The organism is Nocardia sp. CA-128927 (assembly GCF_050955855.1).
GTDB lineage: Bacteria > Actinomycetota > Actinomycetes > Mycobacteriales > Mycobacteriaceae > Nocardia.
The window spans coordinates 9,785,209-9,811,937 of sequence record NZ_CP192087.1; the positions used below are offsets into that span (position 1 = coordinate 9,785,209).

27 protein-coding genes are annotated in these 26,729 nt (G+C 66.6%); 10 read left to right on the top strand and 17 right to left on the bottom strand.

The genetic code is table 11. The features are described 5' to 3' along the window. Positions 1-98 precede the first annotated feature (98 nt). The 6 genes from ACQPW1_RS45370 to ACQPW1_RS45395 all read right to left on the bottom strand — a co-directional run bounded on the left by ACQPW1_RS45370 (position 99) and on the right by ACQPW1_RS45395 (position 7,161). Positions 99-2,159, bottom strand: a complete 2,061-nt coding sequence (locus ACQPW1_RS45370; protein ID WP_433659860.1) for a CocE/NonD family hydrolase — start codon at positions 2,157-2,159, stop codon at positions 99-101. A gap of 384 nt (positions 2,160-2,543) precedes the next feature. Further along, positions 2,544-3,281: a phosphoglyceromutase gene (locus tag ACQPW1_RS45375; RefSeq protein ID WP_433659862.1), complete on the bottom strand. Its 738-nt coding sequence runs from the start codon at positions 3,279-3,281 to the stop codon at positions 2,544-2,546. 60 nt (positions 3,282-3,341) lie between these two features. After that, positions 3,342-4,247, bottom strand: coding sequence for an ROK family protein (locus ACQPW1_RS45380; protein ID WP_433659864.1), 906 nt, complete (start codon positions 4,245-4,247; stop codon positions 3,342-3,344). 10 nt (positions 4,248-4,257) lie between these two features. After that, positions 4,258-4,761, bottom strand: a complete 504-nt coding sequence (locus ACQPW1_RS45385; protein WP_433659866.1) for a YbjN domain-containing protein — start codon at positions 4,759-4,761, stop codon at positions 4,258-4,260. Then, entirely contained in the window at positions 4,758-6,179 is a 1,422-nt protein-coding gene (gene mshA, locus ACQPW1_RS45390) for a D-inositol-3-phosphate glycosyltransferase (protein WP_433659867.1), read from the bottom strand. Before mshA ends, ACQPW1_RS45385 begins: the two co-directional genes overlap by 4 nt. A 160-nt stretch (positions 6,180-6,339) precedes the next feature. Beyond that, complete coding sequence (locus ACQPW1_RS45395) at positions 6,340-7,161, bottom strand: alpha/beta fold hydrolase (protein WP_433665529.1); 822 nt, start codon at positions 7,159-7,161, stop codon at positions 6,340-6,342. Positions 7,162-7,233: 72 nt separating this feature from the next. Here ACQPW1_RS45395 and ACQPW1_RS45400 point away from each other — a divergent pair, with 72 nt between their 5' ends. Continuing rightward, positions 7,234-7,968 (top strand): SDR family NAD(P)-dependent oxidoreductase, encoded by a 735-nt coding sequence (locus tag ACQPW1_RS45400; RefSeq protein WP_433659869.1) that lies wholly within the window; start codon positions 7,234-7,236, stop codon positions 7,966-7,968. Between the two features lie 166 nt (positions 7,969-8,134). Continuing rightward, entirely contained in the window at positions 8,135-8,590 is a 456-nt protein-coding gene (mscL, locus tag ACQPW1_RS45405) for a large conductance mechanosensitive channel protein MscL (RefSeq protein WP_433659871.1), read from the top strand. A 762-nt stretch (positions 8,591-9,352) separates the two neighbouring features. Here mscL and ltrA read toward each other — a convergent pair. From ltrA to ACQPW1_RS45420, 3 genes are all read right to left on the bottom strand, one after another. Continuing rightward, complete coding sequence (ltrA, locus tag ACQPW1_RS45410; protein WP_433655162.1) at positions 9,353-10,630, bottom strand: group II intron reverse transcriptase/maturase; 1,278 nt, start codon at positions 10,628-10,630, stop codon at positions 9,353-9,355. Positions 10,631-11,361: 731 nt separating this feature from the next. Next, positions 11,362-12,594: a L,D-transpeptidase gene (locus ACQPW1_RS45415; RefSeq protein WP_433659873.1), complete on the bottom strand. Its 1,233-nt coding sequence runs from the start codon at positions 12,592-12,594 to the stop codon at positions 11,362-11,364. Between the two features lie 67 nt (positions 12,595-12,661). Continuing rightward, on the bottom strand, positions 12,662-13,756 hold the full coding sequence (locus ACQPW1_RS45420; RefSeq protein WP_433659875.1) for a UDP-N-acetylmuramate dehydrogenase: 1,095 nt from the start codon (positions 13,754-13,756) through the stop codon (positions 12,662-12,664). A gap of 24 nt (positions 13,757-13,780) precedes the next feature. Between ACQPW1_RS45420 and ACQPW1_RS45425 the strand changes: the two genes are divergently transcribed. The 3 genes from ACQPW1_RS45425 (at position 13,781) to ACQPW1_RS45435 (ending at position 15,697) form a co-directional block, all read left to right on the top strand. Next, positions 13,781-14,266 (top strand): DUF2505 domain-containing protein, encoded by a 486-nt coding sequence (locus ACQPW1_RS45425; protein ID WP_433659877.1) that lies wholly within the window; start codon positions 13,781-13,783, stop codon positions 14,264-14,266. 121 nt (positions 14,267-14,387) lie between these two features. After that, the gene (locus tag ACQPW1_RS45430; RefSeq protein WP_433659879.1) at positions 14,388-14,909 is read left to right on the top strand and encodes a DUF2505 domain-containing protein; all 522 of its coding nucleotides are present in this window, start codon (positions 14,388-14,390) and stop codon (positions 14,907-14,909) included. Beyond that, positions 14,879-15,697: a class I SAM-dependent methyltransferase gene (locus ACQPW1_RS45435; protein WP_433659881.1), complete on the top strand. Its 819-nt coding sequence runs from the start codon at positions 14,879-14,881 to the stop codon at positions 15,695-15,697. Before ACQPW1_RS45430 ends, ACQPW1_RS45435 begins: the two co-directional genes overlap by 31 nt. A gap of 44 nt (positions 15,698-15,741) precedes the next feature. Here the strand turns inward: ACQPW1_RS45435 and ACQPW1_RS45440 are convergent, their stop codons facing one another. Further along, entirely contained in the window at positions 15,742-16,350 is a 609-nt protein-coding gene (locus tag ACQPW1_RS45440) for a hypothetical protein (protein WP_433659883.1), read from the bottom strand. A 99-nt stretch (positions 16,351-16,449) separates the two neighbouring features. On the opposite strand from ACQPW1_RS45440, the gene ACQPW1_RS45445 reads away from it, so the two are divergent. After that, entirely contained in the window at positions 16,450-17,181 is a 732-nt protein-coding gene (locus ACQPW1_RS45445; RefSeq protein WP_433659885.1) for an LmeA family phospholipid-binding protein, read from the top strand. Positions 17,182-17,262: 81 nt separating this feature from the next. On the opposite strand, the gene deoC is transcribed toward ACQPW1_RS45445, so the two are convergent. Then, positions 17,263-17,931 carry a deoxyribose-phosphate aldolase gene (deoC, locus tag ACQPW1_RS45450; RefSeq protein WP_433659886.1) on the bottom strand — a complete coding sequence of 223 codons (669 nt, stop codon included), beginning with the start codon at positions 17,929-17,931 and terminating at the stop codon, positions 17,263-17,265. A 158-nt stretch (positions 17,932-18,089) separates the two neighbouring features. Here deoC and ACQPW1_RS45455 point away from each other — a divergent pair, with 158 nt between their 5' ends. Further along, the gene (locus ACQPW1_RS45455) at positions 18,090-18,650 is read left to right on the top strand and encodes a GNAT family N-acetyltransferase (RefSeq protein ID WP_433659888.1); all 561 of its coding nucleotides are present in this window, start codon (positions 18,090-18,092) and stop codon (positions 18,648-18,650) included. Here ACQPW1_RS45455 and ACQPW1_RS45460 read toward each other — a convergent pair. Beyond that, positions 18,638-18,919 carry a hypothetical protein gene (locus tag ACQPW1_RS45460; RefSeq protein ID WP_433659889.1) on the bottom strand — a complete coding sequence of 94 codons (282 nt, stop codon included), beginning with the start codon at positions 18,917-18,919 and terminating at the stop codon, positions 18,638-18,640. The genes ACQPW1_RS45455 and ACQPW1_RS45460 overlap by 13 nt on opposite strands. A gap of 112 nt (positions 18,920-19,031) precedes the next feature. Here ACQPW1_RS45460 and purU point away from each other — a divergent pair, with 112 nt between their 5' ends. Next, positions 19,032-19,922, top strand: coding sequence for a formyltetrahydrofolate deformylase (purU, locus tag ACQPW1_RS45465; protein WP_433659891.1), 891 nt, complete (start codon positions 19,032-19,034; stop codon positions 19,920-19,922). A 12-nt stretch (positions 19,923-19,934) separates the two neighbouring features. On the opposite strand, the gene ACQPW1_RS45470 is transcribed toward purU, so the two are convergent. From ACQPW1_RS45470 to ACQPW1_RS45490, 5 genes are all read right to left on the bottom strand, one after another. After that, entirely contained in the window at positions 19,935-20,972 is a 1,038-nt protein-coding gene (locus ACQPW1_RS45470) for an alpha/beta fold hydrolase (RefSeq protein ID WP_433659892.1), read from the bottom strand. A 138-nt stretch (positions 20,973-21,110) separates the two neighbouring features. After that, positions 21,111-21,401, bottom strand: coding sequence for a DUF2516 family protein (locus tag ACQPW1_RS45475; RefSeq protein ID WP_433665530.1), 291 nt, complete (start codon positions 21,399-21,401; stop codon positions 21,111-21,113). Positions 21,402-21,607: 206 nt separating this feature from the next. After that, a complete protein-coding gene (locus ACQPW1_RS45480) occupies positions 21,608-22,273 on the bottom strand; it encodes a heparin-binding hemagglutinin (protein WP_433659893.1) in 666 nt (221 codons plus the stop codon). After that, entirely contained in the window at positions 22,270-22,773 is a 504-nt protein-coding gene (locus ACQPW1_RS45485) for a helix-turn-helix domain-containing protein (protein ID WP_433659895.1), read from the bottom strand. The genes ACQPW1_RS45480 and ACQPW1_RS45485 overlap by 4 nt, the downstream gene beginning before the upstream one ends. Before the next feature lie 104 nt (positions 22,774-22,877). Further along, a complete protein-coding gene (locus ACQPW1_RS45490; RefSeq protein ID WP_433659897.1) occupies positions 22,878-24,215 on the bottom strand; it encodes a DUF445 domain-containing protein in 1,338 nt (445 codons plus the stop codon). Between the two features lie 235 nt (positions 24,216-24,450). On the opposite strand from ACQPW1_RS45490, the gene ACQPW1_RS45495 reads away from it, so the two are divergent. Together ACQPW1_RS45495 and ACQPW1_RS45500 are read left to right on the top strand one after the other, a co-directional pair. After that, positions 24,451-25,134: a TetR/AcrR family transcriptional regulator gene (locus ACQPW1_RS45495; RefSeq protein WP_433659898.1), complete on the top strand. Its 684-nt coding sequence runs from the start codon at positions 24,451-24,453 to the stop codon at positions 25,132-25,134. Positions 25,135-25,288: 154 nt separating this feature from the next. Continuing rightward, the gene (locus ACQPW1_RS45500; RefSeq protein ID WP_433659899.1) at positions 25,289-26,725 is read left to right on the top strand and encodes an ABC1 kinase family protein; all 1,437 of its coding nucleotides are present in this window, start codon (positions 25,289-25,291) and stop codon (positions 26,723-26,725) included. Positions 26,726-26,729 lie beyond the last annotated feature (4 nt).

Here is a 26,729-nt window from a genome sequence, read left to right on the forward strand (position 1 = left end):
TGATCCGGCCGCAGTACTGACATCTCGTACTAAACAAAAGGGCGCCTTCGCTCGAATCTCTCGAAACGAAGGCGCCCTTTCGGGTATTCAGACCGCAATCACCAACCGGGATTACCGCGTACCGGCACATTCACGAAGCTCGGCCGGCTCGGATCCAGCTGCACGTGCTGCGGTTTCAGGCCGGTATCGAGCAGCATCGGCAGGATCGGCAGACCCTTCGGGAAGTTGCCCGCGTAGACATCGACGCGCAGGCGGTGGCCCGGCTGCAGAATCGCCTCGGTGGCGGGCAGGGCGATATCCAGGGTCGTCGCCTCACCGGGCACCGTCGGCTGCCGGTGATCCAGCGAGGTGAACGCCCGCGGATCGGTGTAGTCGCCGTTGGCGGACTTGCTGCTGTTGGCCTCGTCGACCTCGCGCAGCGACGCCATCAGCTGCCCGGAGGACAACACAGTGGACTGCCCGTCCGGCGCGACGTCGTTGACCGTGGCCACCCAGTAGCCGTCCGAGGCGTCCTGAACGGTGTTGAGTCGCACCGCGATCCGCCCGGAGACGGTGGTCGGCTCGGCGACCGGGTTACTGGTGAAGGTCAACCCGTTCGACTCCTCGATCCGCGAGTCCTTCGCGCAGCCGTCGATGATCGACAGGATGCCCGCGCTGCCCTGTGCCGCGTCGTTGGAGCACAGACTGGTCAGGCCGGGCGCGATGGTCAACCGCGCGGTGTCGCCGTTGGCGTCCGCGGTCAACGATCCGTCGTAGACGCTGTTCGCGGTGCCACTCCGGTTGGCGGACAGGTACATCCGTCGATGCGTCGGCTCCTGCGCGGCACCGGAGTTCTCGGTCGGCTCGGCGAACGAGTCGGTGGTGATCCAGCCACCGCCCTGCTGCCGCAACGTGATCGGGCCGTAGGAATCGATGCCGTTGTCGATGTCTTTGAGCCACTTGTCGAACCACGCGCGCTGCAGCACGTCCAGCCGCGGCGGCAGGCCGGGCTTGGCGTACTCGTTGCCGGAGTTGACGTGGTAGGTGTTGCCCATCAGCAGCTGCTTCTTGCCTGCGGGCAGCGGAATCTCGTTGTAGATCTTCGATTCCGAGTAGGTGAACAGGTCGTGCCAGCCGCCGGTGACGAAGGTCGGCACATCGATGTTCGAGGGGTCGCCCAGCCAGCCCGCGCGCGGAGTCGAGCTGCCAGTGAGCAGTTCCTTGGCGCGTGGGTCGAGGTCATCGATGCGGGCGGTGGTGTAGACGTTGAGCAGCACGTCCATGAACGTCAACGGATCTCGGACGCGGTCGGCCAGCCACTGGGTGTCGAACTGCCCGTTGAGCACCGACGCCAGGTCGGGCACCAGCTTGAGCCCGTTGATCGCGGTGAGCCAGAGCGGGATGAAGTTGAAACCGAAGCCGCCGCCGGGGGCGAGCACGTCGTTCATCAGGTCGCTGCCCGGCACCACGGGGAAGATCGCCTGCAGCGCGGCCGGATGCTTCTCGGCGGCCTGCACCTGGTTGATGCCGGAGTAGGAGATGCCGTTCATGCCGATGCGGCCGTTGGACCACGGCTGGCGGGCGGTCCAGTCGATCACCTCGACGGTGTCCTGCTGCTCGCGCTGGCGCAACATGTCCCAGACGCCCTGGGAGAAACCGGTGCCGCGGACATCGACGACCACCTGCGAGTAGCCGCTCTTGATGAGCTGGCGATCGACGGTGAAGTTGCGCAGCTCGCCGCCGGCGAAGCCCTTGGTCAGGTCGGTGACGCCGGACAGCGGGGTGCCGCTCATATCGATCTGGCGGAGCAGGCCGAACAGCGCGTCGGACAGGCCGGGGATGGCCTGCGCGTGATCCGCGAGGTTGGACACCAGCTTGGTGTACGGCGTGAGGTTGACGACCGTCGGCGTCGGCGTATCGATCGGGCGACCGAACACGTCCGCGGGGCGATAGACGTTGCCCTTCAAGACAGTTCCGTCACTCATCGTGATCGGGACATCCCATTGGATGTTGATGTTCGGATACTGCTGCGGACCATCCTGGGTCGCCTGCCAGGCCGCTCCGGCGGCACCGCCGTCGGGGCCGGTCGGTGCGGGCGCGGCGGAGGCGCCGCTGGTGAGGAAGGGGACGAGCATCGCGGCGGCAACTGCCGCGACCGTTGCGCGCAACACATGCTTCATCAGACGTGATCTACCTCTCGGGCTGGTCGAACGACCAAAGTGTACATACCTACTTGTCGGTAATGACAAGGAGTAACACGTACTTATTTCGAATAGAGGTTCACATACAGCAACTCGAGCGAGCATGCCACGCCCAAACCGCTGGTAGAAAGCGTTTCAGCAGGATGCGCCGGTGAGAACCAACGCTCACTGTGCACTCGCATGAACTCGCCACCGACCACTGGCACTCAGCTCGGTGTTGTGTCGGATAACACCCCTGACCAGCACGGATTTAACCTGGGCCCGAGGCTCCAGCTATCACGCAGCGCGACCGGCCGAGCCCGCTGCGCAGCAACGCGCCGCGCCCGATTCAGGGCGCGGCGCGTTGGTGGTCGTCGGAAAGGGTTACTTGCCGCCCTGATTGGCGACGGCGGCGGCGCCCGCGGCGGCCGCTTCCGGGTCCAGGTATTCGCCGGGGCGGACCGGGCGCAGGTTCTCGTCCAGCTCGTAGCGCAGCGGAATGCCGGTCGGGATGTTCAGACCGGCGATGTCCTCGTCGGAGATCTGATCGAGGTGCTTGACCAAGGCGCGCAACGAGTTACCGTGCGCGGCGACCAGCACGGTCTTGCCGGTGAGCAGGTCCTTGGAGATGGTGTCTTCCCAGTACGGGACCATCCGCTTCACCACGTCGAGCAGGCATTCGGTCTTCGGGACGTCGATGCTCGCGTAGCGCGGGTCGCCCTCCTGGCTGTACTCGTCGGCCGGGTCGATCGGCGGCGGCGGGGTGTCGTAGCTGCGGCGCCACAGCATGAACTGCTCGTCGCCGTACTGGTCGCGGACCTGCGCCTTGTTCTTGCCCTGCAGCGCGCCGTAGTGGCGCTCGTTGAGCCGCCAGTCCCGGATCACCGGGATCCAGTGCCGGTCGGCGGCGTCCAGCGCGAGGTTGGCGGTGCTGATCGCGCGGCGCAGCAGCGAGGTGTAGACCACGTCGGGCAGGATGCCGTGCTCGGCCAGCAACTCCCCCGCGCGCTTGCCCTCGGCGATGCCCTTGTCCGTCAGATGCACGTCCACCCAGCCGGTGAACAGATTCAGGGCATTCCATTCGCTCTCGCCGTGGCGCAGCAGCACGAGGGTGTAGGTCATGCGGGCCATCCTTCCATGTGCCGAAATCGGGGTGACAGCGTTACCCGGGAGCTCGAGGCCTCAGCCGAGGCCCGCAGCGGCGGCGTGGCCCGCGGCGAGCACGCCCGCGCCGACGAGGGTCGCACCGTTGGTGATCTGCGACAGCACGACGCGCAGTTCGCGGGTGAAGTCGAGGGCGGCGTGCTTGGCCAGCGCCGCGCGCATCGGATCCCACAGTGGCGCACCGGATTGCGCGAAACCACCGCCGATGACGGCGATGTCGACATCGAGCAGCGCCGCGGCCGAGGCGATCGCCTGACCCAGCGCGGTGCCCGCCCGGTGCAGCGCGGCGAGGGCGATCTCGTCGCCGGCGTGCGCGGCCTCGGCCAGCTCTTTGCCGGTCTTGCCTTGCCAGCCCTGCTGGACCGCCCAGCGCACCGAGGACATGCCGCTGGCGACCGCCTCGACACAGCCGACGCCGCCGCACAGGCAGGGCACGTCCCAGCCGGGCACCACGATATGACCGATGTGACCGGCATTGCCGGTGCGGCCCATGACGACCCGGCCGTCCGCGATGATCCCGCCGCCGATCCCCGACGAGACCGTCATCGCCAACCCGTTCGGTATCCCGCGCAGCGCGCCGACGTGATGCTCGGCCAGGGCCAGGCAGGCACCGTCGATGGCGAATCGGATCGCCGCCGTGGGGAACAGCTCCTGCACCGCGGCGACGATCGCGAAGCCCGACTTCCATTCGGGGATGTTCAGCGGGGCGGTGATGCCGGTACGCACGTCGACCGGTCCGGCCGAACCGATGCCGATGGCGGTGATCGGCTGATCCCCGGCCACCTCGAGCAGCAGGCCGCGGCAGGCGTCCCAGACCTTCTCCGGCGGCACATCGACCCGGTGCACGTCCGGCACCTCGATGCCGTTGTGCACCACACCGGCCGCGAACTTCGTCGCGCCGATATCCAACGCAAGAACCGTCATCGCAGTGAACTTACGGCTTGTCGGCCGCGTCTACCAGGTGTTCGAAGGCACGCAGATTCTTCAGCGATTCACCGCGCGAGACGCGCCACTTCCATTCCTTGCGAATGGATTCGGCGAAGCCGAGCTCGAGCAGCACGTTGAAATCGGCGTCGACGGCCTCGAGAATCTGACCGAACAGCCGGTCGAGTTCGTCGGCGGTGACGGCGTGCGTGGCGGTCTGCCCGACCAGGTAGATGTCGCCGACCCGGTCCAGGGTGTAGGCGACGCCGTAGAGCCTGCGGTTGCGCCGCAGCAGGAACTTGTAGACGCCCTCGAAGTTCTCGTCCGGCTTGCGGCAGACGAACGACTCGATGCGCACCCCGTGCTTGCCGACAGTCAGCATCACGGTGGTCTTCAACTTGCGCTCACCGGGCAGGATGACGACGAAGATCTCCGCGCCGGAACGTTCGTACTCGATCTCCCGGTCACGCAGGGTCTCATCGATCAGCTGAGCGGTAGCCTGCACTTCGTTCATCGACGTGCTCCCATCCGGCGCCGCCAGAGCGCCCGCGACCTGGCCTGACTGGATTCCAGGCTAGTGCGTTCACCGGGTACCCGATCATGCACGTCGTCACGCAGCGTGGTGCCGCTCGCGGCCACCCGGCCCACGCCCACGCCGGCGCGCTCGGCGCGGAAATCGGCCAGTGCGGCGAAGTAGCTGGCGAGCAATCCGTCGGCGGTGTGCTCCCAGGAGAAGTTGGCGGCGTGCTCGACCGCGCGCCCGCTCATCCGGCGCAGGCGGTCGGCGTCGTCGAGCAGATAGCCGAGGGCGCCCGCCCAATCGGCGGTGCGGTGGCCGGGGACCAGCAGGCCGGTTTCGCCGTGCCGGACCGCGGTGCCGAGCCCGCCGACGTCGGCGGCGAGCACCGGGGTGCCGCTGGCCTGGGCCTCGATCGCGACCAGGCCGAAGGATTCGTTGTAGCTCGGGACCGCGACCAGATCAGCGGCGCGGTAGACGAGGACCAGTCGGTCCGGCGGCTGCGGCGGCAGGAAGGTGACCCGGTCGGCGATGCCGAGGGCGGCGGCGAGCTCGATCAGCGCGTCCGGGCGTTCCAGGCCGGAGCCGGACGGGCCGCCGACGATCAGCACGCGCAGTTTGTGGGTGGGATCGTTGCGCAGCACCTCGGCGGCGGCACGGACGAGCACGTCCGGCGCCTTCAACGGCTGGATCCGGCCGACGAACGCGACAACCTGCTCGTCGGCCGACAGGCCGAGCGCCGCGCGGGCCGCCGCCTTGTCGCCGGGCTGGTAGCGAATCAGGTCCGCGCCGGGCGGCACCACATCGATGCGCTCAGGATCTGCGCTGTACAGCTCGACGAGCTGGCGTGCCTCATCTGCGGTGTTGGCGACCAGCCGATCGGCCTCGCCGATCACCTGCTTCTCGCCGATCTCGCGGGTCAGTGGCTCCGGACAGTCACCCTCCGCGAGCGCGGCGTTCTTCACTGCGGCCAGCGTGTGCGCGGTGTGCACCAGCGGCACCCGCCAGCGGTCCCTGGCCAGCCAGCCGACCTGGCCGGACAGCCAGTAGTGCGAGTGCACGAGGTCGTAGTAGCCGGGCAGATGGCGCGCCTCTTGGCGCAGCACTTCCGCGGTGAACGGGCAGAGCTGGGTGGGCAGATCGTGTTTGTCGAGTCCCTCGAACGGGCCGGCCACCACGTTGCGCACCAGCACGCCGGGGCCCGCTTCTTGCACGGGCGGCAGATTGGAGGCGGTGGCCCGGGTGAAGATCTCCACCTCGGTGCCGCGTCGGGCCAGCTGTAGCGCGGTCTGCAGGACATAGACGTTCATGCCGCCCGCGTCGCCGGTGCCCGGTTGAGCCAGTGGTGAGGTATGCACCGATAGCACGGCGACACGGTTCGGCCGTAGGTCCGGGCGTTGACTCACACTATCCATAGTGCACGTTGGATTCCCGGCTTCCATACCGTCACGCTCTCGAGTGAGAGCTATCACAGAGGTTCGGTGAAGTCCCTCACAGGCCGTTCAGAGCCCTGTTATGGCGGCTACCACGGTATTCTCCGGAAACCTCGGGAGAATCGGCGACTTACGAGCGTGACTACAGGCTGTCTGCGAACATGCTGACCTCGCCGATGAAGCGGGCTCGATCCTCGATGAACAGGCCGTGCTGCGCGCCCTCCCAGAACGACGCGCGGGCGTCCGGGGCGGCCTCGTAGACGTAGCGGCCGTTCTCGATCGGCACCACCGGGTCGTCGGTTCCGTGTAGGACGAGCACCGGAATGTCCAGTGTGCGAAGGGTTTCCGTGTTGTCGGTGGTGCGGTAGAACAGCGCCTTGCGGACCGTGGGCAGGGTGGCGAGGCTGGTGCCGAACAGGCGCTGGGCATCGGCGCCCTTGTCCGCGCCGGGTCCGGTGTTGGCGTTGCCGAAGGCGCCGAACGCACGCACCGCGCGGCCCGCGCTCTCCTCGAAGACGCCGGGCATCGCGGCCAGCATGGCGGAACCGGTGTCCGCGCCGGGCACACCGCGGCCGATATTGGCCTGTGAGCTGGTGAAGACGACGCCCGCGAGCGCGCCGGTGCCGTACGCGGTCAGGTAGTCGCTGAGCACGATGCCGCCGTAGGACCAGCCGAGCAGAATCGCGCCGGTCTCGATGCCCTCCGCCGCCAGTACGGCCGCGACGTCGGCGGCCCAGTTCTTCGGGTCGTCGTAGCCCGCGGCGGGAGCGTCGGAATAGCCGTGGCCGCGCAGGTCGACGGCGAGTACCCGGAAGCGCGCGGCGAGGTCGTCGGCCGCCCTCCCCCAGCAGCGCAGGTTCGCCGACCACCCGTGCAACAGCACCAGCGGACGCGCGTCGGCGGGGCCGCTCACTCGGTAGACGATGTTCGTTCCATCCGCGCTCATCGCGTCCCGAATAGCCATACCGACCAGGCTAACGGTGATCCCCACAACAGCGCTCCTGCCCGTAAACGGGCTGCACTTAGGATCAGGTTCATGAGCATTCGCACCGCTGTCGTCACCGGAGCCAGCTCTGGCATCGGCGAGGCCACCGCCCGGGAACTGGCCAAACAGGGCTACCACGTCTACGTCGGCGCCCGCAGGCTCGATCGCCTGCAGCGCGTCGCCGACGAAATCGGTGGCACCGCACTGGAACTCGATGTGACCTCGGATGACTCGGTGCAGGCCTTCGCCGACGCGATCGAGCGCGCCGACATCCTGGTCAACAACGCGGGCGGCGCCAAGGGCATGGCCTCGGTCGCCGACGCCGACCTGGACGACTGGCGCTGGATGTGGGAGACCAACGTGCTCGGCACGCTGCGCCTCACAAAAGCGTTGCTGCCCAAGCTGATCGCGTCCGGCGACGGCCTGATCGTCACCATCACCTCGGTCGCCGCCTTCGTCGCCTACGACAACGGCGCGGGCTACACCTCGGCCAAGCACGCGCAGGCCGTGCTGCACCGCACGCTGCGCGGTGAGCTGCTCGGCAAGCCCGTGCGCCTCACCGAAATCGCGCCCGGCGCAGTGGAAACCGAGTTCTCGCTGGTCCGCTTCGACGGCGACGAGGAGCGCGCCGCCAAGGTCTACGAGGGCATCGACCCGCTGGTCGCGCAGGACATCGCGGAGATCATCGGCTTCGTCGCGTCCCGGCCGTCGCACGTGAACCTGGACCAGATCATCGTCAAGCCGCGTGATCAGGCCGACGCCGGACGCTTCGCGCGACGCAGCTGAACTAGTCTGTCGTCCAGTTGTCCCACGGACGCGACAACTTATCTCGCGAGTACATGGGTAACTCGCCGGGAACGTCCAAAAGCACCAGTCACTAGACCGCCGGTCCGGGAAGAAACTCGCCAACCTCCTAGCGACCGGCAAAAGACGCGGAGAGGCGGGCTAGCTCATGTTCAAAGGTTTCAAAGAGTTCCTGATGCGCGGGAACGTCATCGACCTAGCGGTTGCCGTCGTGATGGGCACCGCGTTCACCGCGGTGGTCACCTCGGTGACCAAGGGCGTGGTGAATCCTTTGCTCGCGGTGTTCGGCAATCAGAACGAGCTCGGCCTCGGCATCCAGCTGATCTCGGGCAAACCGGCGACCTTCATCCAGGTCGGCCCGATCATCACCGCGTTCATCAACTTCTTCGTGGTCGCCGCCGTGCTGTATTTCGTGCTGATGCTGCCGATGAAGACGATCAAGAACCGCTTCGGCACCACCAAGGCGGCCGAGCCGACCGAGACCGAACTGCTCATCGAGATCCGCGACCTGCTCGCCGAGCGGCACGACGCCGTGCGCGCCGAGCGGGCCGCGGACCACGCCGTCGAGAACGACCCGGAGCTGGACTCCTCGCTGCGGCGCTAGCCCCCACGTCCGCACCCCGCAGCGAACACGGTCAATTCGAAGCGAGTCATATGTCGCTAAACGATCTTCAACAGCAACCATTCGACTCGCCTCGATCGCCCAGCAACCATTCGACTCGCCTCAATTCGCGGAGCTCCCGCAACAGGACCACAGCCAGTCCTCACGCTGGAACCCCAGCGCTGCCCATCCCAAGCCGCGGAAGAGAAAGCCGGGGACGGCAGGCGACGTGCCCAGCACTACTCGATCATTCCCCGGGTTGGTGTACCTACTGGGTGAGTACAACTAAGGACGACCCAACGTGACCAGCCCAGTGAACTGAAGACCTACCCAGGTTTTCCCGTGAGTAGTGTGGGCGCGTCGTGTGCCGTACCCGGCTTTAGGTGCACGTCAGGTGCGCGATGTTCAGCTCCCGAGGTGGTCATCTGGCTGTGGTTGCGTCACAAACGCTGTGGACAAGAGGTGGGTGGTCGAGCGGCGGTTGGGTTGTCGACCAAACTCGGAAGCGACCCCCTCGCTTGTACTGCCCGAGATCCGCACTCTCTCTCGGGATCCGCACTCGGAATAGGGCCATAGAGCCGGTGCGGATCCCGAGTGAGGGTGCGGATTGTGCTGGCGGCGTGGCGAGTTGGGGGCCGCACACCCTTTGCATGAGCCGCACACCCCGTATACGGGGTGTGCGGCTCATGCAAAGGGTGTGCGGTCGGGTGGCCCGAGGGGATTGCACCCTCGGGCTCCCGCAGATCCCGGCGTGAAGGTCTCCCTTCACCGGGCTCCTGTCGTCTTGATCATCAGCGGATAGGCCACCCAACGCCAGTGGGCGAAGGCACGCGGGTACTCGGTGGTGGTGCGTTCCCAGTACTCCCTGGCCTTGCGGCGCGGCCGTAACCGTTTGAACTTCTTGCGGATCCACCGCACCAGGTAGGTGTTGATGCGGGCCAGAAGGTTATGTATCGCCGAAGGGTAGAACGCCCCGTAATAGTTCATCCAACCCCGGACGACCGGATTGATCATCGCGGCGAGTTCAGCCCAACCGAGATCGGTGCGGCGATGTAACCGCCACCCCCGTACCGTACGACCGAGCCTGGTCAAAGCGTCCTTACTGATCGCGGGCAGAAACGAGGTGAACACCCTGCCCTGCTTGTCGCGAGCACTGCGAGCGCGGAATGTGTAACCGAGGAACGTGAACGACGTATGCTCAGCCGAGCCCCGCCGTTTGCCGCCCTTGCAGTACACGATCCGGGTCTTGTCCGGATGCAACCGCAACCCGACCTCGCTCATCCTGTTCTCGATCGCGGCCAGCACCAGGCGAGCCTGGCGTTCGCTGACGCAGTGCACGATCGCATCGTCGGCATAACGTTCGAACACGACATCGGGGAACTCCCGGACCATCCACATGTCGAACGCGTAATGCAGGAACAGGTTCGCGAGTACAGGCGAGACCGCGGACCCCTGCGGGGTACCTCGATCTCGTTGCGCCACAGTGCCATCGGGCAGTTGAAGCGGCGCTTCGAGCCACCGCTTCACATACAGCACCACCCAACGCTGATCGGTGTGCGCCTGGACCGCTTTGAGCACGAGATCCCAAGGGACACTGTCGAAGAACTTCTCCACGTCCAAGTCGATGACCCAGTCGTATCTCCAACACCGCTGCCGAGCCACCCCGACCGCGTCCAACTGCGACCGCCCCGGCCGGTAACCATAAGAATCCGGATGAAAGATCGGCTCGACCCTCTTCTCCAGCCTCGCGGCCACCACCGTTTGAGCGATCCTGTCCGCAATCGTGGGCACCCCGAGCATCCTCGTGCCCGCGCCATGCGATTTCGGTATCTCCACCGCTTTGACCGGAGGCGGAAAGTAGCTGCCCGACGACATCCGATTCCAGATCCGATACAGATTGTTCTTCAGATCGGTTTCGAACTCCGCCAAGCTCACCGCGTCCACTCCCGGCGCACCCTTGTTCGCTTTGACCTTCTCGTATGCCTCCTGAACTTCCCACTTGAAAATCTCGAACGACTTCGCTGACGACTTCAGCTCGCTCACCACAGCTCCTCCCGGACCACACGGCCCGGTTGACAGGACAAACAACAGCCACAGACGACCCGGCCCCTTCGCTCCACACCCATTACAGAAGCTTCACCACTACTACGAGCCGGTCCGCCGGCGCACCCCGCGACGGGGGTTTCCCTCTCGCCGCCGATCTACTCGACGAAAACGGTTTCAGGGCACGCCTTCCCACGTTCCATGCCAAAGCCGCAGACCAGGCTCATGCCGCCTCAATGCCGGACGCCACCTGACCATCAATCGGGACAACCTGTCAGGCCCAGCTCCCGCAGCCCGGAACATGGCCACGGTTTCGACGTCACTTCGAACGTAACGACACGTCAACAGCGGTTCGGGTTCACTCATCTTCCTGGTCCCCACCTGACGCCTCTCACGACGCCTTTTCCACATCGCTCACCACGACGGTCTTCAGCCAACGCAGCATGTGGCGGTTTGAAGCCTCCGCCCGAGCGGCGACTCCGAAGGGCCAAACCTTCATCTCTGGCACAGCATCAACTCCAAGCTCAGCTACCTACACTGACCTCCTCGTTGTTCGTGGCACACGCTCCGGCGTTGTCAGCTGGTAGGGCGTTGTCGAGGCCGCTTCGCATACTTGCTTCGTCCTTCACATATCTCGTGGCGTGGTGAGGGGTATGTGAAGGACGAACCAGGTGTGCGAAGTCGACCTATCTGTCGCTTGGTCTGTGGTGGGCGTCTCGGTGCTTACGAGATCAGCGGGGCGGGCCGGGGGCGACCGGGGTGGCGGAGATGACCGAGGTGGATCCGTCCTCGGCGGACATCGTCTTCCAGGTGGACCAGTCGATGGTCCAGTCGTAGAGGTCGCCGTCGGCGGCGGACATCTGGATCGAGGTGCCGGTGACTTCTACCGGGTCGCCGTAGAGGGCGGTCGGGAAGTACGCCTGGGCGTCGCCTGGCGACAGGTTGATGCAGCCGTTGGTGACGTTCGAAGACCCTTGGGCGGACAGCGATTCCGGGTTGGCGTGGATGAATTCGCCGTTGTTGGAGATGCGTACGGCCCAGCGCTCGCGAACGTTGGTGTAGAACGGCGGATTCGTCATCATGAAGTCTTCGTACTTCTCGGTGACCACGTGCAGCCCGGAGCGGGTCACGTTGCGCGGCTCGTTGCCCTCGCCGTAACTGACGGCGAAATCGAAGACGGTCTTACCATCCCGGACGACCTGCATGCGGTGGCTCGGCGCGTTGGCCTTCACGATCTGGCTGCGGCCGATGCGGAAATCCGTTGTCAGATCGGAATATCCGTAGTTGCCGCCGCCGAGATCGAGCCCATAGAGCTTGGCCGAGACGTGCACGGTGGTGCCGGGCACCCAGTAATCCTTGGGGCGCCAATGCAATCGGGAGCCGTTGTCGTCGGGGAACCACGCCCACGCGCCCTCGGTGGGCGGGTCGGTCGTGATGGTCAGCGCCTTCTCCACCTCGGCCTTGTTCTGCACAGAAGCCTTGAACTGCAGGATGATCGGTGCGGCGATGCCGACCTCCTGGTTGTCGGCGATGTTGATGGTCGCCGGGACGGTGTTCTTGGGCGCGAGCGTGCTGAACTTGCCGTCGATCGGGACGGGCTTGCGATCGGTGCCGATCGCGGTGCCCGACCAGGTGTAGGTGGCGTCGTAACCGAGCGGCTCGGTGATCTTGTAACTGCGCTTGTCCGGGGCGAATTCGCCCGCCACCTGCTTGCCGTTGGCGTTGGTCAGCGCGACCTGATCGATGGTGCCGTCGGCGACGGTGACCGAGGCGGCCGCGGTCGGGTTGACCTTCTTCGCATCGTTCTCCGGGGCCAAGCTGACCTTGGCGACGGGGCCCGGGTCGCGGGGTGGGTTGTTGTTGCCGCCGCTGCCGGTGCTGCATCCGGCCACCAAGGCGACCACGACGAGCAGCACGGCCGACACGGCGGCGACCGGTCTGCGGATCCCTGGACGGTTGCTCACTTCATCGAATTTACGCGGGCAAACTCGTTCGGTCGGCTAGCGAACGGTGTGGTGTCCGTTTCACCGGCTACAGCGTGACATCAACCGTGACGGGTTCCGGCTCCAGCTCGATGCCGAATCGCTCGGCCACACCATCGCGCACCGTCCTGGCCAGATCCACCAAGTCGGCGGCGGTCGCGCCGCCGCGATTCGTGAGCGCAAGCGTGTGTTTCGTGGACAGCCGGGCCGGTGCGTCCGGACCCGGGAAACCCTTGGCGAACCCGGCCCGCTCGATGAGCCAGCCCGCGGAGAACTTGACCCCGTCCGGCGCCGGATATGTCGGTACCGTGACATCACCCACATGAGCCGAGATCGCGGCGCGGACCGCGGAAACCCGGTCTTCGGGCACCACCGGGTTGGTGAAGAAGGACCCTGCGCTCCAGGTGTCGTGGTCGGCGGGATCGAGGACCATGCCCTTGCCCGCGCGCAGGCGCAGCACGGCGTCGCGGACCTCGGCGGCCGGGCGGGACTCGCCGTTGTCGGCACCGAGCATGGTCGCGAGTTCGCCGAAACGCAGCGGCGCGCTCGCACCACTCGGGTCGAGCGCGAAGTCGACGGCGAGCACAAGTGCGTCGTCGCGATGCTTGAGCACGCTGGTGCGATAACCGAAACCGAGCTCGCCGGGCTCGACCCAGCGGATCGCGCCGCTGCGACGATCGAGCAACTGCACCCGACGCAACAGGTTCGCCACCTCCGCGCCGTACGCGCCGACGTTCTGCACCGGCGTCGCCCCGGCCGATCCCGGGATTCCGGACAGGCATTCGAGCCCACCCAGCCCCGCCGCGACCGTCGCCGCGACGACCGCGTCCCAGTTCGCGCCCGCCTCGGCCAGCACACCGTCCGCGCTCAGCTCGACGCCCTCGGTCGCCACCCGAACCACCACGCCGTCGAAACCGTCGTCGCTGATCAGCAGGTTGGAACCGCCCGCGATGAGCAGCACCCGGATACCCGCCGCGTCCAGCGCGCGCACGGTCGCGACCAGCGTTTCGGTGGTGTCGCATTCGGCGACCGTGGCGGGACCGCCGACCCGCAACGTGGTCAGCTCGGCCAGCGGCACCGATTCAAGGATCCGGGCACCGGTGGCGGCCAGCACATCCGACGGCACCACACGTGAAGTTCGCACAGGCAGACGGTAGCGTGTCCGACCATGGCTACACCGCTGGCGTACACGGCCCGCTACTCGCATCCCGCTGCCGCCGTGCGCGCGGCGTTCGCGAACGACCAGTACTGGAAAGACCGCGTTGCCGAGGTCGGCGGGCCGAACGCCCGGCTCGACTCGGTGAGCGTCGACGGCGACCAGATCCGGGTTCAGCTGGTGCAGGCCATCGCCGCCGAGCTGCTGCCCGCCGCGATCACCGCGGTGCGCCCCGGCGACCTGATCATCCCCCGCGTCGAGACCTGGAACGGCGATTCGGCCACCTTCCAGGCGACCGTCGACGGCGCGCCCGCCGAGGTGCGCGGCACCATCACGCTGAACGACGACGGCGCGGGTTCGTCCGCCGCCGCCAACGGCACCATCGAGGTGAAGATCCCGCTGTTCGGCGGCAAGATCGAGTCCGCGATCGCCGAGCACCTGACCGAGGTGCTGAAGAACGAGGAAGAGTTCACCAACACCTGGCTCGACACGCACTGACCCGCAAAGCATTTCCCGCCGGGCGGGAAGTTGTTGCGGCAGCACACTTCCGGCCTGTTCGCGTGGTGGACCGCACCGCCAAGCGCGGCCGCGGCAATCCGACCCAGTAATCTCTCGATCCATGGCCCGTCGACTTGATTACTCCGCGCGCTACCCGCTGCATACCACCAAAGAGCTGTACGCGGCGCTGTCCAACCGCGACTACTGGGACGCGCGGATGGCCGAGATGCGGAAGTACTCGCCGGGGAACGAAGTAGCGAACTTAGAAGCCGGCGACGGCGGCATCGACGTCGAGCTGCACCACGTGCTGCCGCGCGACATGCTCCCCGAGATCGCGCAGGCCGTGATGCGCAAGGACATGATCATCACCCGCAAGGAGAGCTACGGGCCGTTCGGCGCCGAGGAAGTCACCGGCAAGTACTCGGCCGCGATCCCGGCCGGGCCGGGCAGCCTCGGCGGCACCATCCGCCTGTTCCCCACCGAGACCGGGTGCACCATGCGCTTCTCCTCGGAGGCGAAGGTGTTCATCCCGATGGTCGGTCCCCGGCTGGAGCAGCTGATCCTGGTGAACCTGATCGATCTGTTCCGTGCCGAAGCGGAATTCACGGTGCAGTGGCTGGACGAACACCACCCAACCAGCTGACCAAACCGGTCGGCACCATCACCCGCGGTACCACCGGCGTCAATCGGCTACGGCGCAGTGACCGCTGGCTGATGCACGACGACCTGGTGACCGCGCGGCTGCGGGCGGCGGCCGATCCGCTGATGGTGGACCTCGGTTACGGCGCGAGCCCGTGGACGACGCTGGAATTGGCGGCACGGCTGCGCACCGTGCGCCCGGACGTACGCGTCGTCGGCCTGGAGATCGATCCGGAACGGGTCGTGCCCGGCCGCGACGGGGTCACCTTCGCCCGCGGCGGGTTCGAATTGGCCGGTCTGCGACCGGTTTTGGTGCGGGCCTTCAACGTCCTGCGCCAGTACCCGGAATCGGCGGTGCCGGAAGCCTGGTCCACCATCCTGTCCGGTCTCGCGCCGGACGGTGTGCTGATCGACGGCACCTGCGACGAACTCGGCCGCCGCTGCGCCTGGGTCCTGCTCGACCGCTCCGGCCCGCAATCGCTCACCCTCGCCTGGGACCCGTTCACCGTCGACCAGCCCTCCGATATCGCCGAGCGACTACCGAAAGCCTTGATCCACCGCAACATTCCGGGTGAGCCGATCCATGCCTTGCTCACCGCCGCCGATCGCGCGTGGGCCCGCGCCGCTCCCCTGGCTCCCTTCGGTCCCCGCATCCGTTGGCGTGCCGCAGCCGAATCCCTACGGCAAGAAGGTTTCCCGCTCCGCACCTACCGTCGTCGTATGCGCGACTGCGTGCTGTCGGTTCCATGGGGCACCGTCGCCCCGAATCTCGATACACCCCAGGTGAATTGAACTACCGCCGATGATTTTCAGTGCGGCGCTGCTACATTCGCTCGCTATGCTCCGGTCAGTGCGCGATAAGCCCTGGATGCCGCGCGCGGCGTCAGACTGGCAGCGGCGGAACGGATTTCGTCACTCGTACAGCGGTTGATGGCGATCGCGTCGGCGACTACCTCATCCAAGGCGGACTGGCCGATGTCCGCCTCGGCTAGATCGAGGACGGTGCGTAGCGGAGTCGTCACGAGGAACGGACCCGCCGACTCGATCTCGGTGCCGATCAGTGAGCGGCGTAGGACCACTAGTCGCGGGGTCACCGGCGGTCGACCCGAACCCACCGATAGGTGCAGGAATCGGGGACGTAGTCGCCCGATTCCGTGTAGTTCCGCCGCACTGTGATGGGAGACCGCCGCGGCACCGTCGAACCAGGCGGCCCACATGGCGTATTCGTCGAGCGGACCGGCGGGCCACTCGGTCAATCGCAACAGTCCGACCCCGGCCCTGGTCACCGAGCCGTCGCCGAGCCCGATGCGGACCCGGGCCTCACATCGGGTGCGCAATACCTGACGGGTGGTGAAGAAACCCGCGTGGCGACCGGCCAATCGGCGCAGCACCCGCCATCCGTGGTCCGCGGAGCCGAGTGCGCGGCCCGCCGCATCGCCAGCCATGTGCATCAGGCTACGCTCGATTCTTGTGTCACATGTCACATTCGAACCCCTCAATGCCCCCTCAGAGACGGCACAGAAACATCGGGAAGAATCAGCCGCATGAGTACGAAGCCACCGTCCACCATGACGATCAACCGGCGGGCCCTGCTGATCGCCCTGATCGTGGTAGCGATATTGCTCGCCACGGCTCTGGTCGGCGGCGAGGCGTACGCCAGGCACACCGTGTCCCGCTGCATCAGTACGCAATTCGAGAAGGAAATGGGTTCGAAGATCGATGTGAGCTTCGGCGCCAAACCGATGCTGATCACCTGGATCGACGGCAAGGTGCCGACGGTGAAGGTGGACAGCGACGACACCAAGTTCGGCCCCGCGGTCGGCATGGTGGTGCACGCCGAGTTCCACGACGTCGAGGTCACCGACAACGGCCGCGGCGGCGGGGTGATCGGCAGCTCGTCGGCCGACGTCACCTGGAACAACGACGGCATCCGGCAGACGCTCGGCGGCCTGGTCAGCGGCGTGAAATCGTCCGCTGGCTCGAACATGCTGACCCTGGACGTGCTCGGCGGCCTGGCCCAGCTGCAGGTGAAGCCGGTGATCAAGGGCGGCGTCATCGAGGTGGAGACGATGTCGGCACAACTGCTCGGCATGGGCCTGCCCACCGATCTGGTGCAGGGCATCGTCGAGGTGTTCACCAAGAGCCTGCAGGGCTACCCGTACAACATGCAGCCGACCGAGGTGAAGGTCACCGACGACGGCATTGCCGTCAAGCTCGCGGGCACCCGCTCCGAGCTGCCCGCCGCCGACAGCAACGCCAGCGCCACCTGCTCCTGACCCGCCCTCGGCCGCGCGGCGAATTCGCCAGGCGGCCAGGGTGGTTCGGCAACGATCCGAGAGTCCTTGCGGCCCAACCGGTCAGGCAGGAAACCCGTCGAGCACTTCACGTGACTTCGACAGCCCGAGCCGAGTCGCGCCCGCCGCGATCAGCTCCGCCGCGGCCTCGGCGGTGCGGATACCACCGCTCGCCTTGACGCCGAGCCGTCCGCCGACGGTCGCGGCCATCAGCTCGACCGCGTGCACGCTGGCACCGCCCGCGGGGTGAAATCCGGTGGAGGTCTTCACGAAATTGGCCCCCGCGCGTTCGGCGACCCGGCAGACCTCGACGATCGCCTCGTCCGGCAGCGCGGCCGCCTCGATGATCACCTTGAGCACCGCCCGATCGCCCATCGCCTCGCGCACCGTCACGATATCGGCGAGCACCGCGTTGTAGTCGCCGGCCAGCGCCGCGCCGACGTCGATCACCATGTCCACCTCGGCCGCGCCCTGATCGACCGCGAGCCGCGCTTCGGCGCCCTTGACGAGCGAATGGTGTTTGCCGGACGGGAATCCGGCGACCGTCGCCACCACGAGTCCCTGCGCGCGCACGGGCAGCATCGACGGCGAGACGCAGATCGCCAGCACCCCCAGTTCGCGGGCTTCGTAGATCAACGCGGCGACGTCGTCGGGGGTCGCCCCCGGCGCCAGCAGTGTGTGATCGATCATGGCGGCCACTTCGGCCCTGGTCGGTGACGCGGAACTTGCCATGAGCTGAGAGTCTGGCATACCTGTGGCGAATTCCGTTGCGCGCCTGGCAACACTTCCCGCACACTCGTACCTGGTGGCAGATCGCCGGTAGTGACGCAGCGGGCGACTGATTAACGTGTGCGGATGAGGCCCTACTTGGTTCGGGAGGAGAGGACACCGTGCTGATCCGTCGCGAACGCGCCGACGACATCGCCGCGATCGCGGCCGTGCATCGGAGTGCGTTCGGTCCGCACCAGCCGGACAGCGATCTCACCGAGCTCACCGGCGAACCACCCGAGGACGACGGCGCCGATCCGCCCGAGGCCGATCTGGTCACCCGCCTGCGCAGCGACCCCGGCTGGATTCCCACCCTCTCGATGGTGGCGGTGGAGTATCAAACGGTGATCGGCCACGTGTGCCTCACCAGAGCGGCCATCGGCCCGTTCCCGGTGCTCGCGCTCGGCCCGATCGGTGTGCTCGCCGAACACCAGCGCACCGGCGTCGGTTCGGCGCTCATGCACGCGGCCCTCGGCGCCGCCGACGCACTCGACGAACCCCTCGTCTGCCTGCTCGGACACCTGGACTACTACCCGCAGTTCGGCTTCGTCCCCGCCGCCCGCCTCGGCATCGTCCCCGACGACCCGTCCTGGGTATCGCATTTCCAAGTCCGCCAGCTCAGCGCCTACGACTCCCGGATCACCGGCGAATTCCGTTATCCAGAGCCGTTTTACGAACTCTGAGCACGTACCAGGTCGTAGACGTACGACTGGTCGGCCTTACGGCTCACCCACGTCCCCTCCGGCGGCCGGTCACCATGACCCGCGTCATCGAACGGCCGACTCGATACAGCTCCGGACTCGGTGACCACGCACCAGCCGAAGTCCGGCAACCGCCGACACCACAGGTCGCGATCGACGCGTTTGAAAGACGGGTAACCGTGCGCCGATCCGTCCGGGACGAACTCATACGTGAGTCCATCTACCTGCCGAACAAACTTCAGACCATCCACCACTTCATCCTGCGACCTCGGCGCCCACACGTAACTCCGCCACGCCGCCTGCCTGTGGGCTCCGGGAAACCTGTTGATCCGTCATGCAGGTCGACCTGGAAAGATGACGCACATGAGTTCCGCTCTACCCGCCCCGGACGACCGACGCTTCGTACTGACGCTCGGCTGTCCCGACCGTCCGGGCATCATCGCCCGGATCACCTCGTTCATCGCCGACTTCGGCGGATCGATCGTGGAGGCGGGTTACCACTCCGACGCGGACAACGGCTGGTTCTTCACCCGCCAGGCGATCAAGGCCGCGACGGTCCCGTTCGGGCTCGCGGAACTACGCGACCGATTCGCCGGAGTCGCCGCCGAATTGGGCCCGGAGACGGAATGGCAGCTGCTCGATTCCGGCGCCCGCCGCCGCGCGGTGCTGCTGGTCAGCAAGGACGGGCACTGCCTGCACGATCTACTCGGCCGCGCGGCCAGCGGCGAGCTGCCCGCGACCATCGAGGCGGTGATCGGCAATCACCCCGATCTGGCCGAGATGACCGAGGCGCACGGGGTGAAGTTCCATCACGTGCAGTTCCCGAGGGACCCGGCCGAGCGCGGCCCCGCCTTCGCGGAGGTCCGCTCGCTGGTGGACTCGCACAACCCCGATGCGGTGGTGTTCGCCCGCTTCATGCAGGTACTGCCGCCGGAGCTGTGCGCGCACTGGGCCGGCCGGGCGATCAACATCCACCACAGCTTCCTGCCGTCCTTCGTCGGCGCCCGCCCGTACCACCAGGCCTTCGCCCGCGGCGTGAAACTGATCGGCGCCACCTGCCACTACGTGACGGCGGAACTGGATGCGGGCCCGATCATCGAACAGGACGTGAGCCGCATCGATCACGCCGACGACGTCCGCGACATGGTCCGTCAGGGCCGCGACATCGAACGCGTCGTCCTGGCCCGCGGCCTGCGCTGGCACCTGGAAGGCCGAGTACTCGTACACGGCCGCCGCACGGTCGTGTTCACCTGACCCGTCGGCGAATCAGCCTGCGATTTCGGCGCGTAGGCGTACCGATTCGAGGACGTGGCCTAGTTCCTCGTTGAACTGCTCGTAGGCCTCGGTGTTGCCGAGGTGGCCGGTCGGCAGCTTCGTGAAGCGTGCCAGACTGCCTGTTTCCCTGAGCATCTCGGCGATGCGCTCGGAGTGCACCACGGGGGTCATGTCGTCGTACGATCCGGCTATCACGGTGGTGGGCACCACCAGGTTGCGCGCGGACTCGCCGACATTCATGTCGGCGAGCAGGCGACCGAACCGAGCCCGCACCATCGCCGGACAGGACCGCACGATGGCCATGCTGAAGTCGAGCAGGTCGCCCTTGGCCTTGGTGGTCATGATCGACCGCGCGAACAGCCAACGCATCGGCGCGATGGGCGGGAAGACGAGCGGCGCACCGAGCCCGAGGCGGCCGAACAGGAACGGCAACGGCACCTTCAGCTTCAACAGCCGCATCGGCCGATTCATCAGCGGCACCACGGTGGTCTCGAAGACCAGTCGATCGGGCGCGGTATTGGTCAGCAGCACCGCGAGGGCCTGCTGCGCGACCCGGTCGGGGTAGCGCCCGGCCCAGGCCTGCAAGGTCATGCCGCCGAGGCTGTGCCCGACGAGCACGGCCCGCTGGCGCGGCCGCAGCGCCGCGTCGAGCACGGCGGCCAGGTCGTCGGCGAGCAGATCCATGGTCAGCGGGCTGTCGCCCGGCTCGCTCTCGCCGTGGCCGCGCTGGTCGTAGGCGACCACGCGGTACTCGCCGGCGAAGGCGTTGATCTGGGCGTTCCAGTATTCGATGCAGCAGCTCCAGCCGTGCACCAGCACGATCACCGGCCGGTCGGCGGGTCCGTAGGCGTGCACGCGGAGCCGGGCGCCGTCCTTGGTGGTCACCGGGATCACCTCGGGCGCGCTGGCGGGCGGGTTGAACGCGGCGGTCGCATAGGTGCGGGACCGCAGGTTCGCGCGGTGTGCGTCGAGCGACCCCCGAACCTGACTCGGGAAGTTCACCAACGCAGTCGGCAGCATGGCACGCATCGGACACTCCTTTGTGTTACTGCTCGATACAGTAACTCCGATACGCGCCGCTAGCTAGTGCTAGCACTCGAAAAGTTATCGAGTATTCGTCGTCCGATCCCTACAACCGGACCGCGACCGCACCCGGCCGCAGCATCCCTACCAGCGCGGACCGCGCTGAATCTCGTCCACCTTCGGCCGCACATCGGCCAGATAGATACCGGTCGCGATGATCGCGATGAAGGAGAGCAGCCCAAGACCCGCGGGCGAGAGCAACAGCAGCACCACCGCGACCCCGAGGATCGCCAGCCAGATCTGCTTGGTCAGCTTGTCCACCGCGGTGAACGCGTCCGAACGCTGCCGCACGGCATGAATCAGCGCAAAGATCGTCGCGCCGAGTGCCGCCAGCCACAGCACGAGCAGGATCATCCCGGTCAATCCGTGCACCATATTCACCTGTCCCATCATACGAGCAACGCCCCCGCACACCAGAGTGCGCGGGGGCGTTGCCTGGTAGAACTCCAATAGCCGTGCGGCCCTTATGAATCAGCGCTCAGGACCGGCGGCAAATCGGTCAGCTCATGCCTACGCCTCGCTGCCGCTCGGCTCCGGCATTCGCTAGGCGCGCTGGCACATGATTCGCTCTCTGCGCTCGCTCATGCCTTCTTAGGAGCAGCCTTCTTGGCGGGCGCCTTCTTGGCCGGAGCCTTCTTGGCGACCGGCTCGGCAGCCTCGACGGGCGCGCCGTTCGCCTCAGGGGCGGGGGTGGTCTCGGTGGTCACCGTGACGACCTCGGCATCGACGACCGGCGCGGCGGCCTCGTCCTCGACCTTGGCCGGGCGGCCGAGCAGGCCGTTGACCCGACCCAGCACGTCCTCGGCGCGGGTGGCGGCGTCCTTGTACAGCGTCTCGACGCGCTCGATCTGCTCCTCGACCAGGTGGTTGGCGCGCAGCCGCTCCACGGTCTCCTCGCCGCGCACGGCGAGATCGGCGTAGATGTCGAGCACCTGGTGGTAGTACTTGTCGGCCAGCGTGCGCAGTTCCTCGGGGGTGAACTTCTCGCGCAGCTCGGCGAGGTCCTCCGGCAGTTCCGAGGGCAGTCCGGCCAGCCGCTCGCGCAGCGTCTCGAACTGGGCCTGCACGTCGGCGGGCACGTTGGCGAAGCGCTCGCGGGCCTCTTCGACTCGGGCGGAGACGTCGGTCGCGGCGGCGCGCTCACGCACCTGGGTGACGACATCGGTGACGGCGGCGTAGATGGCGTCGCCCGCACCGACGGTCGCGAGGATCGGCTTGGTCACGGTCGGGTTGGTCTTCTCGGTCATGGTATTTCGTTCTCCTGGCGTGGCGGAGTTTCAGTTGGTGTGCGCGGAACGACGCTGTCCCCATCCCCCCCGGGCTCGTTCCCTCCGTTTTCCCGGCGAAACGATTCATAGATTTCGAGCAGCACCTGCTTCTGCCGTTCACTGACTGACGTATCGGCAAGCAGGGCATCCCGGACCGGGCTGTGTGGCCGCTGTTCGAGATAACCGGCCCGGACGTACAACACCTCCGACGACACCCGCAGTGCCTTGGCGATCTGCGCGAGTACCTCGGCGGATGGATTGCGCAATCCGCGCTCGATCTGGCTGAGGTACGGATTGCTCACTCCCGCAAGGGTGGCGAGCTGACGCAGCGAGACTTGCGCGGCCTCTCGCTGTGCCCTGATGAAGCCTCCGATGTCGTGCGCCGCGTTTACCACGCGGGCCGCTTTTTCTCCGACGCCGGTCGATTGCTCGGCCGAACTATCGGTGTACTCGGCGGAAACCTCGGGCTGGTCTGCCATCACTCACCTTCTGGCGGTTGTACGAGTTCAATTCTAGGACAGGGTGCTAACTATTGCAAGCAGTCTGCTAGCACTCTCTCGGCAAACATCCGGCGCGCTATGTCTCAGCCACCGAACATCAGCTGCGAAATTGTGTAAATCACCAGGCCCGCAAGCGAACCGACGACCGTTCCGTTGATGCGGATGAATTGCAGATCACGCCCGACCTGCAATTCGATCTTCTTGCTTGCCTCGTCCGCATCCCACCTGGCAACCGTATCGGTGACCAGGGTGCTGATCTCCCCGGCGTAGTTCCCCACGAGATACCTTGCCCCCCGGTCGATCCAGCCGTCCACCTTCGCGCGCATATCGGCGTCGTCGCGCAACCGCTCACCGAGTTGCTGCACGTTCTCGCCGACCTTACGCCGCAACGTGCTGTTCGGATCGTCGGCCGATTCCAAGATCAATCGCTTGGCCGCCCGCCAGGTCGCCTCGGCCATCCCGGTGATTTCGTCGCGACCCATGATCTGCGCCTTGATCCGCTCGGCCTTCTTGATCATCGCGTCGTCGTGCTGCAGATCCTCGGCGAATTCCTCGAGAAAGCGATTCGCCGCGAGCCGGACCTCGTGCTCGGGATTGGAACGCACCTTCCAGGTGAACTCGACGAGTTCTCGGTAGATCCGTTCGGAAAGCAAAATGTTGACGAACTTCGGGGCCCATTGCGGTGCATCACGCAAGACGATTCGATCGATCGTCTCCTGCGAACCGAGCGCCCATTGATGCGCCCGCTCGGCGAGCAGGTCCAACAGCACCAGCTGCCGGTTGTCCGCGAGCAATTCGGCGAGCACCCGGCCGATCGGCGGACCCCAGAGCGGTTCGGCGATCCGTTTCACGATCGTCTGGTCGATGATCTGCTCGACGTCCTCGTCGCGCAGCACGCCGACCACCGCGCGCAGCAGCGTCGAACTCTCCTCGGCCACCCGGGCGGCATGCCCCGGATCGGCCATCCACCGGCCGACCCGCCAGGAGATCTGCGCCGACGTCACCTTCGCCGAAACCACCTCGGGGGCAAGGAAGTTGGTGCCGACGAAGGTGCCGAGACTCTCGCCGAGCTGATCCTTCTTCTTGCGGATGATCGCGGTGTGCGGGATGGGCAGGCCGAGCGGATGCCGGAACAGCGCGGTGACGGCGAACCAGTCGGCCAGTGCGCCGACCATGCCCGCCTCGGACGCCGCGCGCACGTAATCCACCCAGCCACCACCGCTGCCTCGCGATTCCAGCCAGCGACAGAACAGGTAGATCGCCGTCGCCACCGCGAGCAGCCCCGTGGCCAGCGCCTTCATCCGCCAGAGGTCGCGGCGTTTGCTTTCCTCGTCGAGCACGGCGGCGAAGCCGAAGGGCGCGGCCGCCGCGGGCGCCGGGGACGTTTCCAGGACCGCGATGTTGCCGGGAGCTTTCTCCATGTCTCCATTCTGCTGTGCCGAGGCCTCGGCCCGCCGCAGGGCGGCCTCGCGCCTTCGCGCTCGCAAGCGCTTCAACGGAAGATGTGGAACCTGTCGCATCCCGACCCAAACGCGCATATCGCCAGCGACCGGGACATAAGCTGGAGGCCCGAGGAGATACCGACTAGCAAGGGAGCCCACGCTGTCCACCGATGACCTTGTCGACGTCGGCGAACTCGCCGACCGACCGGCGGCGGTGCGCACCGGCCGACAGGATGGCCGCAAACGCCGTTGGCGCCAGCACAAGATAGACCGCCGCGAGGAACTCGTCGACGGCACTCTTGCCGCTGTCCGAGCACGCGGCTCCAATGCCGGGATGGACGAAATCGCCGCCGAGATCGGCGTCTCCAAAACCGTCCTCTACCGGTACTTCTCCGATAAGAACGACCTGGTCCACGCGACCATGCAGCGGTTCATCGAGACCACCCTGATGCCCCGGGTCTACGGCGCGATCAGCCTCGACGCGGACGAGTATCAGCTGGTCCGTTCGGCACTGGCTGAGTACGTGGGCACGGTCGACGAGGACCCCGAGGTCTACCGCTTCATCATGGGTAACGGCTCGGCCGATCAGTCCTCGCTCGCCGAATTCGAGAAGCTCTTCGCCGAGGTGGTGGCCGCCGTCATCATCGATCGCGCGACGGAAAAGGGCATCCAGACCGAGGGCGCGATGCTCTGGTCCTACGTCCTGGTCGGTGGCATCCAACTCGCCACGCACTGGTGGACCACCAACAAGACCATGTCCCGCGAACAAGTCATCGACTACCTGACCATGATGGCGTGGAGCGCGATCGACGGAATGGCGCGTGCTAACGGTTCCGCCGAGGTCTTCAACGCGCAGCCGCATGTGCTGCCGTCACCCGGCGCGAACTCGGCGAACTGATCAATCGCCCGACTCCCGAGGTGCTAGCTGGGGTGCTAGCAAAAGTGTGACGAGGAGCTCGACTTTGCCGCGAGGTTGGCTACTCTGAACCCGAGCGGTGCGCCCAGTGGGCTGCGTCACCGCCCCGCGCACTGGCACCAATGGAGGTACCTCGATGGCGAAGCAAGTACCGACCTCCCGGCTTGCTCGTGGCACCAAGCTCGGTGCCGTCGCAGCCGGCTCGGTTATCCGCACGCAACGCGCGCGGCTGTCGATGCGGGGCCGCTCCGAGGCCGTCCGCGCGAAAATGGCCGAGGAGTCCATGATTCGCACCACCGAGCAGGTGGTCATGGTGCTCGGCACCATGAAGGGCGTGGCCATGAAGCTCGGGCAGATGATGTCCGTGCTGGATATGGACCTGGTGCCGGAGGCCCATCGCGAACGGTTCCAGAAGCGACTCGCCGTGCTGCGCAACGCCGCGCCGTCGGTGTCGTTCGAGTCGATGCGCCAGGTGATCGAGGACGATTTCGGCCAGCCGATCAGCGCGATCTTCGCCGAGTTCGAGGCCGAGCCGATCGCCGCCGCCTCCATCGGGCAGGTCTATCGGGGCACGCTGCACGACGGCAGGCAGGTCGCGGTCAAGGTGCAGTACCCGGGCATCGATGCCGCGGTGCGCGCAGACCTGAAGAACCTGGCCATGTTTCGCCGGGTGCTGCAATCGGCGATGCCGTGGGTGACCCCCGCCGTGCTCGACGAGTTGCGGCTCAATATGGAGAGCGAACTCGACTACCAGGCCGAGGCCAACACCCAGCTACAGATCGCCGAGCTCTACGCCGGGCATCCGTTCATCGTGGTGCCGCGGTCGATGCCGGAGCTCAGCACCACCCGGGTGCTCGTCAGCGAATACGTGGCAGGCCAGGGCTTCGAGGACATCCGGCAGCTGCCCGACGCCGAACGCAATCGGATCGGCGAGATCATCTACCGCTTCTACGTCGGTTCGCTGTTCACCTTCAACGAGTTCTGCGGCGACCCGCATCCGGGAAATGTGCTGCTGGCCAACGACGGCAAGGTCGCCTTCCTCGACTTCGGCCTGTTCAACCGGATGGACCCCGACCACGTGCAGTTCGAGCTGACCTGCCTGCGCGCGGCCGCCGAGGACCGGGCCGAAGACCTGCGCGAGTTGATGATCCAGCGCGGCGTGATCGACTCGCCGGAGGAGATCGGCGCCGAGGAGTGTCTGGAATACGTGCTCGCCGCGTCCGAATGGTGTTTGATCGATGAGGATTTGACGATCACCCCGGAGCTGGCCAGCGGCGCGTTCCTGCTCGCGGTGGACCCGCGGGCCAGCGAGTTCGCCGGGATGAAGCAGCAGAATCTGCCGCCGGAGCATCTGTTCTCCCGCCGCGCCGACTTCCTCACCTTCGGCATGCTCGGTCAGCTCGGCTGCACCGCGAACTGGCATCAGATCTCCCGCGAATGGCTCTACAACGAGCCGCCGGTCACCGAGCTCGGTAAGGCACACCACGCGTGGCTGGCCGAGCATCCGCCCGTCGCGCCGAAGAAGCCGCGCACCAGGGCCAAGAAAGTCCCCAAACCAAGCCCCGATGCGTAACCGC